The organism is Bacillus sp. SIMBA_031, assembly GCF_046535225.1.
Lineage (GTDB): Bacteria > Bacillota > Bacilli > Bacillales > Bacillaceae > Bacillus > Bacillus velezensis.
The window spans coordinates 460,198-472,506 of sequence record NZ_JAWRXC010000001.1; the positions used below are offsets into that span (position 1 = coordinate 460,198).

The window sequence follows — 12,309 nt, forward strand, 5'->3', positions numbered from 1 at the left end:
ATGAACAGATTAGAACGTGTTTCATCTTGGCTGAAAAAAGAAGGACATGATGCGGCATTTATACATACAAAGGAAAACGTATTTTATTTAACTGATTTTTACACAGATCCGCATGAGCGGTTAATGGGATTGTTCCTGTTTCAGGAACAGGAGCCGTTTTTCGTTTGTCCGGGAATGGAAGCCGGACAAGCCCGCAGCACCGGGTGGGAGCATGGTATTATCGGCTACAGCGATCACGAAGATCCGTGGGAGCTGATCAAAGCCGAGCTCACAAAACGAAATGTGCGGCTTGATTCCATCGCGGTTGAAAAGGATTCGATCTCTCTTTCCCGCTCAGAACAGCTCAAACAAGCTTCAGGGGGCGCGGCATTTGTTTCGGCAGAAGAAACGCTAAACCAATTCCGTCTCGTGAAAGATGAGAAGGAAATCAGCATTCTCAGGGAAGCGGCAAAACTCGCGGATTACGGAGTTGAAGTCGGTGTCGCGGCGCTTAAAGAGGGTGTGAGTGAAACGGAAGTACTCGCGCAGATTGAGTTTGAGCTGAAGAAAAAAGGTGTGCAGGGCATGTCATTTTCAACGATGGTGCTGTTCGGGGAAAAATCAGGCCAGCCCCATGGGAATCCGGGTGCAGACCGGTTGAAAAAAGGCGATTTCGTTCTGTTTGATCTGGGCGTTATTCTTGACGGCTACTGTTCAGACATTACGAGAACATTCGCATACCAATCAATCAGCCCGAAGCAGGAAGAGATTTACGAAACGGTGCTTAAAGCTGAACAGGCGGCGCTTCAATTAAGCAAACCAGGTGTCAGAATCGGCGATCTTGATTTAAAAGCCCGCGGCATTATTGAAAAAGCCGGATACGGAGACTATTTCCCGCACCGCCTCGGCCACGGACTCGGGATTTCGGTTCACGAATATCCATCAATGAGCAGCGCGAACGACACACTCCTCAAAGAAGGCATGGTCTACACGATAGAACCGGGGATTTACGTGCCGGATGTCGGCGGCGTGCGCATTGAAGACGATGTGTTCGTCACAAAAGACGGCGCCGAAGCATTAACGCAGTATCCGAAAGAATTAACGATTCTGAAATAAAAAGCTTTGTGATAAAAAAGGACGGTTCTGGAACGCAGCGTCCTTTTTTATCACCTTTTAAATGAAAAAATCATCAAAATGCTGAAATGGTTTGATGTCATGCTTTTCATTCAGGGGCCGCAGGGCAAGGTAACTGCCGCCGACTATGGCCAGACACAAACCGATTAAGCAAAGAATCCCCATCGCTGTTCTTCTCCTTTCAAACGAATAGGATGTATCTGTTTCTAGCTTACTGTATGAAACGCATTCCAGATCAAGGGAAAAAAAGAAAGGGGGGACGCAATGGCTACGATCAGAGACATTGCCGGCGCTGCCGGGGTTTCTGTTACAACGGTATCAAGAGTTTTAAACGATCATCCTTATGTAAGTAAGGACAAAAGAGAAAGAGTGAAAAAAGCGATGCAATCGCTCGGATATACGCGCAACATTCATGCTGTGCATTTATCCAAAGGTTTTTCCGATATGATCGGCGTTGTGCTTCCGTCGGTGAATCTTCCGTATTTTGCAGACCTTGTTGCAGGTATTGCCGAGGCTGCCGAAGCGTCAGGCGTGCATCTTTCTTTATACCAGACAGATTATCAGCAGCAAAAAGAATGTTTTGCCTTATCACAATTACAGGAGCGCCAAGTGGACGGCCTGATTATCTGCTCCAAAGCAATTCCTGATGGGCATCTGCTTACCTTGAAAGAACCGCTCATCCTCTGCCAGTACACTGATGCGGCAGGGCTTTCCTCCATCAGTAATCCGCATCGGGAAGCATTTCGGCACGGTCTGGATTATCTGATAGAAAAGGGACACCGGAAAATAGCGATCAGCCTGGCCAGAAAAAAGGGAAAAAACAGTCAAGTCCGCATCGCCGCATACAAAGAGGCGCTGAATAAGACCGGGCAGCCTTACAGAGAAGAGCTGGTTGTGGAAAAGGCGCTGACGCTGCTTGACGGGAAAGCCCTTTTTCATAGATGGAAGAGCTGGGATGACAAACCGACTGCGCTGTTTGTGGCGAATGATCAAGTATCCGCAGGTCTTTACCTTGAAGCCAAGGCAAATGGGACGCGCATCCCGGAAGAGCTTGCGATTTTGAGCATCGACAATCATGATATCAGCAAGATGTTAGGTATTTCCACAATAGATATACAAACAAGAGAAATGGGAAAGCGGGCTTTTCACATGCTTGAGAACCGGATCAGCGGCGGGCCTCCGGCAAGGAAAGTTCTTGATTACCGCCTTATTGAACGATCAACCGTCTAAAAAAAGAATTGACGCGCTTTCCGTTCGTTTTGTACGATATGATGTATTGAATGACAAAGGAGCTGAGGATCATGAAGGGGTCCTTTACAGTTGAAAAGGTATTAAATAACAATGTGCTCATCGCAACACATGATAGATACAATGAGGTCGTCTTAATCGGAAAAGGGATCGGCTTTGGAAAAAAACAAGCGGATGTCATTGAAGATAAAGGGTATGACAAGATGTTCATCTTAAAGGATGAAAAAGAACAAAAACAATTTAAAAAGCTCCTCGGTTATGTGGACGAGACACTTGTCGACATCTCCAATGACGTCATTTATCATATCAAGAAGCGGACAAGCCAACCGTTAAATGAGCACATCCATATTGCGCTGACTGACCATATCGCCTTTGCGGTAAAGCGGCTGAAGCAGGGTTTTGACATTAAAAACCCGTTTCTCATGGAAACCGAAACGCTTTATCCGGAAGAATTCCAAATTGCCCGTGAAGTCGTCGGCATGATTAATGAAAAGACGGGAATCTGCCTTCCGGAAGGAGAGATCGGCTTTATCGCTCTGCATATCCACTCCGCCCTGAGTAATCGGCCCCTTTCAGAGGTCAATCAGCATTCACAGCTGATGTCCCGGCTCGTTCAGGTGATTGAGGAATCTTTCCAGATGAAAGTGAATAAAGAAAGCGTCCACTATTTGCGGCTGATCCGGCATATCAGATTTACCATAGACAGGATTAATCGGGAAGAGCAGACAAAAGAACCAGAAAAGTTAATGTTATTATTGAAAAATGAATACCCGCTATGCTACAATACTGCTTGGAAACTGATAAAAATCTTGCAGCAAATACTGAAAAAACCAGTTCATGAGGCGGAAGCGGTTTATCTCACGCTTCATTTGTACCGATTAACCAATAAAATTTCATAATTTCAGTTGAAACCTTAAAAACGTGTCACTGATTCGATCAGGCATGAGTGATTGAGGGTAAAAAACGGGAAGAACGATCCCGTTATTTTGCACACCCTTTTTACTCATGCCTTTTTTGTTGTGTAAAAGGGCAAATGTAAACGGTTAAACTGAAGACTTGCGCCAGTGAATTCGTTGTCATGAATTTTCGCTGTAAGGTCACACTAGCTAACAGAGGAGGTACATCTTTTATGTTTAAAGCATTATTCGGCGTTCTCCAGAAAATCGGCCGTGCTCTTATGCTTCCGGTTGCGATTTTACCGGCTGCGGGGATCTTGCTTGCGTTAGGGAATGCCATGCAGAACAAAGATATGATTCAAGTCATGCATTTCTTAAGCAATGATAACGTTCAGCTTGTGGCGAACGTCATGGAAAGCGCCGGCCAAATCGTATTTGACAACCTGCCGCTTCTTTTTGCAGTAGGAGTTGCGATCGGCCTTGCCAACGGAGACGGTGTTGCCGGAATCGCGGCTATTATCGGATACTTGGTCATGAACGTATCCATGAGCGCCGTGCTTATGGCAAACGGCAGTATTCCGTCTGACAAAATTGAACGGGCAAAGTTTTTTGCGGAAAACCATCCGGCCTATATTAACATGCTGGGGATACCCACTTTGGCGACGGGCGTGTTCGGCGGTATTATCGTCGGGGTTCTGGCCGCGTTATTGTTCAACAAGTTTTATAAAATTGAACTTCCGCAGTACCTCGGATTCTTTGCGGGTAAGCGGTTCGTCCCGATTATCACATCAATTTCCGCATTAATTCTCGGTCTTATTATGTTAGTGATCTGGCCTCCGATCCAGCACGGTCTGAATTCCTTCTCCACGGGTCTTGTGGAAGCGAATCCAACCTTGGCGGCCTTTATTTTCGGGATGATTGAGCGGTCATTGATTCCGTTCGGTCTTCATCACATTTTCTACTCGCCGTTCTGGTATGAATTTTTCAGTTATAAAGATGCCGCAGGAGACATCATCCGCGGAGATCAGCGGATTTTCATGGCTCAGATCAAAGACGGCGTACAGCTGACGGCGGGAACATTTATGACGGGGAAATATCCGTTTATGATGTTCGGTCTTCCGGCGGCAGCGCTTGCAATCTATCATGAAGCGAAGCCTGAAAAGAAAAAACTTGTAGCCGGAATCATGGGTTCTGCCGCTCTGACAAGTTTCTTAACGGGAATTACCGAGCCGCTTGAATTCTCATTCTTGTTTGTGGCTCCTATCCTGTTTGCGATTCACTGCGTATTCGCGGGACTTTCCTTTATGGTCATGCAGCTGCTGCATGTAAAAATCGGTATGACCTTCTCAGGCGGTCTGATTGACTACTTCCTGTTCGGAATTCTGCCTAACCGGACGGCTTGGTGGCTTGTCATTCCGGTCGGCTTAGGATTAGCCGTCATTTACTACTTCGGTTTCCGGTTTGCGATCAGAAAGTTCAATCTGAAAACGCCGGGCCGTGAAGAAGAGGCTGCGGATGAAGGTGCGGGCGCCTCAGGCGAAGCCGGCGACCTTCCTTATGAAATCCTGCAGGCAATGGGTGATCAGGAAAACATTAAGCACCTTGACGCTTGTATCACGAGACTCCGCGTTACGGTCAACGACCAGAAGAAAGTGGATAAGACTCGTTTGAAACAGCTTGGCGCCTCAGGCGTTCTTGAAGTCGGAAACAACATTCAGGCCATTTTCGGCCCGCGTTCTGACGGTTTAAAAACACAGATGCAGGATATTATCGCCGGACGCACGCCGCGCCCTGAACCGAAAGTATCCGCGCAAGAAGAAGTCAGCCAGCAGGTTGAAGAGGTTATCGCAGATCCGCTCCGAAACGAGCAGGGTGAAGAAGTGTTCGCTTCTCCGATCACCGGCGAAATCCATCCGATTACCGATGTGCCTGACCAGGTGTTCTCAGGAAAAATGATGGGTGACGGTTTTGCGATTCTTCCTGAAGAAGGAATCGTGGTATCGCCTGTCCGCGGAAAAGTGCTGAATGTTTTCCCGACAAAACATGCGATCGGCCTTCAGTCTGACGGCGGAAGAGAGATCCTCATTCATTTCGGAATCGACACAGTCAGCCTGAAAGGCGAAGGATTCACTTCTTTTGTTTCTGAGGGTGACCGGGTTGAACCGGGACAAAAGCTGCTTGAAGTTGATCTTGAAGCGGTTAAAGCTCATGTTCCTTCATTAATGACACCGATTGTCTTTACAAATCTTGCCGAGGGTGAAGCGATTTCCCTTTCGGCCGAAGGTACCGTAAAACGGGAACAAAAAGATATTGTGAAAATCGGAAAATAAGCATATAAATACGCCGTGCTTGTCAGATGACAAGTACGGCTGTATGATATAATATTGTGTAGTAAAATAGCTTTAATTTAAAGGAGAATGATAATCATGGCACAAAAAACATTTAAAGTAACAGCAGATTCCGGAATCCACGCTCGTCCTGCGACAGTTCTTGTACAGACTGCAAGCAAATACGATGCTGACGTAAACTTAGAATATAACGGCAAAACAGTAAACCTTAAGTCAATCATGGGCGTTATGTCTCTAGGTATCGCTAAAGGCGCTGAAATCACAATTTCCGCTTCAGGCGCTGACGAAAACGATGCTCTTAACGCTTTAGAAGAAACAATGAAAAGCGAAGGACTCGGCGAGTAATGCAAGAATTAAAAGGAATAGGCGCTTCAGCCGGAATTGCGATTGCGAAAGCATACCGGCTTGAAGAGCCGGACTTAACGGTTGAAAAGAAAAACATTGCTGATGCTGCGGCTGAAGTAAGCCGTTTTGATGAAGCGATTGTACGTTCTAAAGAAGAGCTTGAAAAAATTAAAGAGCATGCTTTAAAAGAACTGGGACAAGACAAAGCTGACATTTTCTCCGCGCACCTTTTAGTTCTGAGTGATCCTGAGCTGTTGAACCCGGTAAAGGAGAAAATCAGCACAGATTCAGTCAATGCTGAATTCGCTTTGAAAGAAACAGCTTCCATGTTCGTTACTATGTTTGAATCAATGGATAACGAGTACATGAAAGAGCGTGCGGCGGATATCCGTGACGTAACAAAACGTGTGACGGGGCACCTGCTGGGCGTGGAAATTCCGAACCCGAGCATGATCTCAGAAGAGGTTGTTATCGTGGCTGAAGATTTAACACCGTCTGATACGGCGCAATTAAATCGCCAGTTTGTAAAAGGTTTTACAACTGATATCGGCGGACGCACTTCACACTCCGCGATCATGGCCCGTTCGCTTGAAATTCCGGCTGTCGTCGGCACAAAAGCGGCTACAGGGACAATTGAAAACGGTGTTACGGTAATCGTAGACGGCATCGATGGTGATGTAATCATCGATCCTTCCAGTGAAACGTTAAAGAAATATGAAGAAAAGCACAGTGCTTACCTGGCGCAAAAAGCTGAGTGGGCGAAGCTCGTCAATGAACCGACTGTTTCAAAAGACGGCCATCATGTAGAGCTTGCCGCAAACATCGGCACCCCGGATGATGTAAAAGGCGTTCTTGAAAACGGAGGAGAAGCTGTAGGGCTTTACCGTACGGAATTCCTTTACATGGGACGCGACCAGCTTCCGACGGAAGACGAGCAGTTTGACGCTTATAAAACGGTTCTTGAGCGTATGGAAGGAAAATCAGTTGTCGTTCGGACATTGGATATCGGCGGCGACAAAGAGCTTCCTTACCTGCAGCTCCCTAAAGAAATGAACCCGTTCTTAGGCTACAGAGCCATCCGCCTTTGCCTTGAAGAGCAAGAAATCTTCAGAACTCAGCTTCGTGCGCTGCTTCGTGCAAGTACATACGGAAACTTAAAAATCATGTTCCCGATGATTGCGACAGTAAACGAGTTTAAACAGGCGAAAGCGATTCTTCTCGAAGAAAAAGAAAAACTCGTCGAAGCCGGCGTAGCGGTTTCTGACGATATTGAAGTCGGTATGATGGTAGAGATTCCGTCTACAGCCGTTATCGCAGATCAGTTTGCCGCAGAAGTAGACTTCTTCAGTATCGGAACAAATGACTTGATCCAATACACGATGGCTGCTGACCGCATGAACGAGCGCGTAGCTTATCTGTATCAGCCATACAATCCGGCGATTCTCCGTCTGGTCACCCTTGTTATTGAAGCCGCTCACAAAGAGGGCAAATGGGTCGGCATGTGCGGAGAAATGGCGGGAGACGAAATTGCGATTCCGATTCTTCTCGGCTTAGGCTTAGATGAGTTCTCGATGAGCGCTACATCCATCCTTCCGGCAAGAACGCAGATCAGCAAGCTTTCTAAAAAAGAAGCTGAATCATTCAAAGAAACAATCTTGTCTATGAGCACGACAGAAGAGGTTGTCGCATTCGTTAAAGAAACATTCAATAAGTAATACAACAGCCAGACGGTGTAAGCCGTCTGGTTTTTTTCATATTCGGAAAAAAGGGGGGAACAATAACTTTCAACAGGAGGGATTATCATGACAAAATCATTTGCGGCGGGGGATACGGTCTATGTGATTTACCGCAATCCGCATGCCGCCAATGTTGCCCATATTAAAGAGGCGGAGATCGTCCATCACCCGTATCATGAGGGAGAACTGTCTCTGTTTTTATACGAAACCTATCATCCGCTGGCCGAAGATGACGCGGTCTTTTCGACATATGAGGAAGCGGAAGCGCTTTACAGCGAGCTTTTTGAAGAAGACCGATATCATTGATCAAAGGAAATGTTTACAACGCATATTCACTCTCTTTTGAACGGAAAGTAACAACATGAGAATATGTAAAGGGAGTGTCTGTCTATGCTGAAGCCGTTTGTGCCCCAGCTTGTTTATATTGAACCGAGAGCGCTCGAATACCCGTTAGGACAAGAGCTGAAGAATAAGTTTGAAAACATGGGGCTTGAGATCAGAGAAACGACATCGCATAATCAAGTCCGGAATATTCCGGGGAAAAATCACTTGCAGCAATACCGGAACGCGAAATCAACATTGGTAATCGGCGTCCGGAAAACACTGAAATTCGATTCTTCAAAGCCGTCCGCCGAATATGCCATTCCGTTTGCGACGGGCTGTATGGGGCATTGCCACTATTGCTACCTGCAGACGACGATGGGGTCAAAGCCTTACATCCGGACATATGTCAATGTGGAAGAGATTCTGGATCAGGCTGATGAGTATATGAAAGAACGGGCGCCGGAATTTACAAGATTTGAAGCCTCTTGTACGTCTGATATCGTAGGAATCGATCATCTGACACATACATTAAAAAGAGCCATTGAACATTTCGGACAAAGCGAATTGGGACAGCTCAGATTCGTGACTAAATTTCACCACGTCGATCATTTGCTTGATGCAAAGCATAACGGAAAGACAAGGTTCAGATTCAGCATCAATGCGGACTATGTCATTAAAAACTTTGAACCGGGAACTTCTCCGCTCGACAAACGGGTAGAAGCCGCCGTCAAAGTCGCTAAAGCGGGCTATCCGCTCGGTTTCATCGTGGCGCCGATTTATATTCACGATGGCTGGGAGGAAGGCTATAAGGAACTGTTTGAGAAACTTGATGCGGCGCTTGATGAAGACGTTCGGCATGACATCACATTTGAACTGATCCAGCACCGTTTTACAAAACCGGCCAAACGGGTGATTGAGAAGAACTATCCGAAAACAAAGCTTGAGCTTGATGAAGAAAAGCGCAGATACAAATGGGGACGCTACGGAATCGGCAAGTATATATACCAAAAAGACGAAGAACATGACTTAAGGGAAACACTCGAATCTTATATCGAAACCTATTTTCCGAAAGCGAAAATCGAATATTTTACGTAAGGGGAGCTGTCAATACGACGGCTCTTTTTTTGCCGCTTCAAATGGCGGAAATGTTTGATATTTATTTCAAGGTTTATTCATTTTCTTGGCCGAAAGACCGATATAACTCTCAGGAGGGGATGGTTATGTTTAAAAAAATGCATATCAAAATTGCTGTGTTTGTATCGGCAATGCTTATTGTAACGGTTGTTTTTTTAACGGTTTCTTCATATTTGACATTAAAGCCGATGATGACGGAGGAAGCAAAACGTACGACAGAGGATGTCACCAATTCACTCGGTCAGAACATTGAGCTTCAGCTGAAAAATGATGAGACCGTATTAATGAGATTAGCAGGCGGTGAATTGTCCCGGTCTTTTCTATCAGATGGGAAGAAAGAAACCGCGCGGCTTTTTAACGATGAGTTAAAGCAGATCGGACAGAATGACAAATATGTCGCGCTTGCGTACGTCGGAACCGCAAACAAACAAATGTTTACATATCCAAAGGCCGATTTTGCCAAAGACTATGATCCGACAAATAGAACGTGGTATAAGATGGCGGCTGAAAAACCCGATAAGGTTGTCTGGACTGACCCTTATAAAGATGCAGTGACGGGAGACATGATCGTGACGGCGTCAAAAGCCATTCAAAACAGCGGAACCGTCGTCGGAGTGGCGAGCTTAGATCTGAAGCTGTCCTCCATTCAGAGCATGGTCAACGAGCAAAAGGTCCCGTATAAAGGATTTGCCTTTTTAGCGGATGAAAATGGCTCTCTTCTGGCGCATCCGGAAAAACAGGGAAAAAATATTTCGGAAGATCAGACGTTAAAAGACATCACTGCGGATAAAGAAGGTGTCAAAGAGCTGCAGGGGAACATGGTCGTCTACCAAACGGTAAAAGAAACAGGGTGGAAAGTCGGAACGCAGTTTGAAAAAGATCAGCTGATGGGAGTAGCCGACAAAATGAACACGGTGAGCATTTTTATGTCACTGATCGCCCTTGTGATTACGATCGGACTCAGCTATTTCCTCGCAAAAACGATAACCGGGCCGATTCAGCAGCTGATCGCCAAAACAAATTCAGTCTCAGCGGGAGATTTAACCGTCCGCGCCCAGACGAAATCAAAAGATGAAGTAGGCGAGTTAACAAAAGACTTTAACCAAATGGTTGAAAATATGAAAGAGATGGTCGAACAGGTCAAGGCCTCCTCGGAAAATGTATCCGATACATCTGACCAACTAACCGTCATTTCACAAGAAACAAATGAAACGAGCGGACAAATCGCAAAAGCGATAGAGGAAGTCGCCGCCGGAGCGACAGAGCAAGCGTCAGAGGTTGAGACGATCAACGAAAAATCAGAAAATCTCTCGGTCAAAATAAAAGGAATCGCAGATCGCGCGGGCAGCATAAAACAACTCTCAAAATCTTCAGAGGATGCCAGCTACAAAGGATTGGACGCGCTCGGGCAGCTGCTGATGAAGTCAAACGAAGCCAATTCAGAAACGAAAAAAGTAGAGGCAATGCTGAATGACCTGGAAGAACAAACGAAAAACATAGAAGAAGTCGTGACGGCAATATCCGCCATTTCAGACCAGACGAACCTCTTGGCGCTGAATGCGAGCATTGAAGCCGCAAGAGCGGGAGAAAGCGGCCGGGGCTTTGCCGTCGTCGCTGAAGAAGTCCGCAAGCTTGCTGAACAATCAGCTCTTTCTTCCGGCCATATCAGTGAGACGGTCCGTCTGATTCAATCTGAGACAAAAGAAGCGTCACACGCGATGATTGAGGCAAGCAGAATGAATGATGAACAAAACAGCGCCATTCATGAAACGGGTGAGGTCCTCAATCTGATTACGACGGAAATGCAGTCTCTCGTTCAAGGTATAGATCATATTTACAATGACATTCAAAAAATGAGTGAAGAACAAGCCGCGATTCAAGAAGCGATTCAAAGCATCTCCGCCATTTCTCAAGAATCTGCGGCAGCGGCGGAAGAAGTGAATGCTTCTACTGATGAACAGCTCGTTACGCTTGAAAAAGTAAAGCAATCGACTGACATGTTAAAGAGCGCGAGCAAAGATCTGATCAGCGCCATTTCTAAATTCACCTTGTAACGCGGTCTCTATCAGCCTATAATAAGGTAATATAGACATGAAAGAATGATATTATGAATCGCATCAGGGGAGGAAAGCGCAGTGAACAAAACGGTCGGATTTATCGGTTTGGGCGTCATGGGAAACAGTATGGCATCGCACATTTTAGAAGCGGGCTATCCGGTTTTAGTCTACACGCGGACGAAACAAAAAGCGGAAGAGATTCTGAATAAGGGAGCGGTCTGGCAGGAGACGGTCAAAGACCTTTCAGAGAAAGCAGACATCATTATTACCATGGTCGGCTATCCGAGTGATGTCGAGGAAATCTATCTCGGCGAAAACGGCATTCTTCGTCATGCAAAAGAAGGGGCGTTTGTCATTGACATGACGACATCAAAACCGTCTCTGGCGAAGAAGATAGCGGAGAAAGCCAAAGAAAAATCCATTCACGCCCTGGATGCACCCGTTTCCGGCGGAGACATCGGCGCGAGGAACGGAACGCTTGCCATTATGGCCGGAGGAGAAAAAGAAGCGTTTGAAGCATGCCTGCCGCTTTTCTCCGTTATGGGGGAAAACATTCAGTATCAAGGGCCGGCTGGGAGCGGCCAGCATACGAAAATGTGCAATCAGATCGCGATTGCAGCGGGAATGGTCGGAGTGGCTGAAGCGATGGCTTACGCTGAAAAATCCGGTCTGAACCCGGAACAAGTGCTGAAAAGCATTACAACCGGAGCGGCTGGCAGCTGGTCATTGTCCAACCTCGCTCCCCGTATGCTGAAAGGCGATTTTGCGCCGGGATTCTACGTGAAACACTTTATTAAAGACATGGGCATCGCCCTTGAAGAAGCGGAGCTCATGGGAGAAGAAATGCCCGGATTAGCGCTTGCCAAATCATTATACGACAAGCTTTCCGCGCAAGGAGAAGAAAACAGCGGGACTCAAAGTATTTATAAGCTTTGGGTGAAATAAAAAAGATTGCCCGAACGGACTATTTTATGGATGCCGAGGAAGAGAAGGCTTACGGTATTGTTGATGGTGTTTTGTAAACAATGATCTGCAAACCTTGTATTCTTAGAGCCTTTAATGAAGACAGGAACTTAGCAGGATAATGTATTAACGTGTATCCGTTTAT

11 protein-coding genes are annotated in these 12,309 nt (G+C 46.2%); 10 read left to right on the forward strand and 1 reads right to left on the reverse strand.

Annotation, left to right across the window (positions count from 1 at the left end; genetic code table 11):
- On the forward strand, positions 1 to 1,095 hold the full coding sequence (locus SB724_RS02495) for a M24 family metallopeptidase (RefSeq protein ID WP_410569967.1): 1,095 nt from the start codon (positions 1 to 3) through the stop codon (positions 1,093 to 1,095).
- A 57-nt stretch (positions 1,096 to 1,152) separates the two neighbouring features.
- On the opposite strand, the gene SB724_RS02500 is transcribed toward SB724_RS02495, so the two are convergent.
- Positions 1,153 to 1,278 carry a hypothetical protein gene (locus SB724_RS02500; protein WP_023356867.1) on the reverse strand — a complete coding sequence of 42 codons (126 nt, stop codon included), beginning with the start codon at positions 1,276 to 1,278 and terminating at the stop codon, positions 1,153 to 1,155.
- Between the two features lie 99 nt (positions 1,279 to 1,377).
- Here SB724_RS02500 and SB724_RS02505 point away from each other — a divergent pair, with 99 nt between their 5' ends.
- The 9 genes from SB724_RS02505 (at position 1,378) to SB724_RS02545 (ending at position 12,146) form a co-directional block, all read left to right on the forward strand.
- Entirely contained in the window at positions 1,378 to 2,343 is a 966-nt protein-coding gene (locus tag SB724_RS02505; protein WP_410569970.1) for a LacI family DNA-binding transcriptional regulator, read from the forward strand.
- Between the two features lie 50 nt (positions 2,344 to 2,393).
- Positions 2,394 to 3,260: a glucose PTS transporter transcription antiterminator GlcT gene (glcT, locus tag SB724_RS02510; RefSeq protein WP_265972057.1), complete on the forward strand. Its 867-nt coding sequence runs from the start codon at positions 2,394 to 2,396 to the stop codon at positions 3,258 to 3,260.
- A 230-nt stretch (positions 3,261 to 3,490) separates the two neighbouring features.
- Entirely contained in the window at positions 3,491 to 5,587 is a 2,097-nt protein-coding gene (gene ptsG / locus SB724_RS02515; protein WP_410569973.1) for a glucose-specific PTS transporter subunit IIBC, read from the forward strand.
- A gap of 96 nt (positions 5,588 to 5,683) precedes the next feature.
- Complete coding sequence (locus SB724_RS02520; protein ID WP_003154654.1) at positions 5,684 to 5,950, forward strand: phosphocarrier protein HPr; 267 nt, start codon at positions 5,684 to 5,686, stop codon at positions 5,948 to 5,950.
- Positions 5,950 to 7,665: a phosphoenolpyruvate--protein phosphotransferase gene (gene ptsP / locus SB724_RS02525; RefSeq protein ID WP_159354085.1), complete on the forward strand. Its 1,716-nt coding sequence runs from the start codon at positions 5,950 to 5,952 to the stop codon at positions 7,663 to 7,665. The genes SB724_RS02520 and ptsP overlap by 1 nt, the downstream gene beginning before the upstream one ends.
- 87 nt (positions 7,666 to 7,752) lie before the next feature.
- Complete coding sequence (splA, locus tag SB724_RS02530) at positions 7,753 to 7,992, forward strand: splAB operon transcriptional regulator SplA (RefSeq protein ID WP_003154646.1); 240 nt, start codon at positions 7,753 to 7,755, stop codon at positions 7,990 to 7,992.
- Positions 7,993 to 8,076: 84 nt separating this feature from the next.
- Positions 8,077 to 9,105, forward strand: coding sequence for a spore photoproduct lyase (splB, locus tag SB724_RS02535; RefSeq protein ID WP_265972053.1), 1,029 nt, complete (start codon positions 8,077 to 8,079; stop codon positions 9,103 to 9,105).
- Between the two features lie 125 nt (positions 9,106 to 9,230).
- Positions 9,231 to 11,198: a methyl-accepting chemotaxis protein gene (locus tag SB724_RS02540; RefSeq protein ID WP_410569976.1), complete on the forward strand. Its 1,968-nt coding sequence runs from the start codon at positions 9,231 to 9,233 to the stop codon at positions 11,196 to 11,198.
- A gap of 81 nt (positions 11,199 to 11,279) precedes the next feature.
- Positions 11,280 to 12,146: an NAD(P)-dependent oxidoreductase gene (locus tag SB724_RS02545; protein WP_003154640.1), complete on the forward strand. Its 867-nt coding sequence runs from the start codon at positions 11,280 to 11,282 to the stop codon at positions 12,144 to 12,146.
- The last annotated feature ends 163 nt before the right edge of the window (positions 12,147 to 12,309 follow it).

What these genes read in the sequence shown, in the direction of transcription:
- SB724_RS02495 (WP_410569967.1), top strand. Translation starts at nt 1, where the DNA reads ATGAACAGATTAGAACGTGTTTCATCTTGGCTGAAAAAAGAAGGACAT.
- SB724_RS02500 (WP_023356867.1), bottom strand. Translation starts at nt 1,278, where the DNA reads ATGGGGATTCTTTGCTTAATCGGTTTGTGTCTGGCCATAGTCGGCGGC.
- SB724_RS02505 (WP_410569970.1), top strand. Translation starts at nt 1,378, where the DNA reads ATGGCTACGATCAGAGACATTGCCGGCGCTGCCGGGGTTTCTGTTACA.
- glcT (WP_265972057.1), top strand. Translation starts at nt 2,394, where the DNA reads ATGACAAAGGAGCTGAGGATCATGAAGGGGTCCTTTACAGTTGAAAAG.
- ptsG (WP_410569973.1), top strand. Translation starts at nt 3,491, where the DNA reads ATGTTTAAAGCATTATTCGGCGTTCTCCAGAAAATCGGCCGTGCTCTT.
- SB724_RS02520 (WP_003154654.1), top strand. Translation starts at nt 5,684, where the DNA reads ATGGCACAAAAAACATTTAAAGTAACAGCAGATTCCGGAATCCACGCT.
- ptsP (WP_159354085.1), top strand. Translation starts at nt 5,950, where the DNA reads ATGCAAGAATTAAAAGGAATAGGCGCTTCAGCCGGAATTGCGATTGCG.
- splA (WP_003154646.1), top strand. Translation starts at nt 7,753, where the DNA reads ATGACAAAATCATTTGCGGCGGGGGATACGGTCTATGTGATTTACCGC.
- splB (WP_265972053.1), top strand. Translation starts at nt 8,077, where the DNA reads ATGCTGAAGCCGTTTGTGCCCCAGCTTGTTTATATTGAACCGAGAGCG.
- SB724_RS02540 (WP_410569976.1), top strand. Translation starts at nt 9,231, where the DNA reads ATGTTTAAAAAAATGCATATCAAAATTGCTGTGTTTGTATCGGCAATG.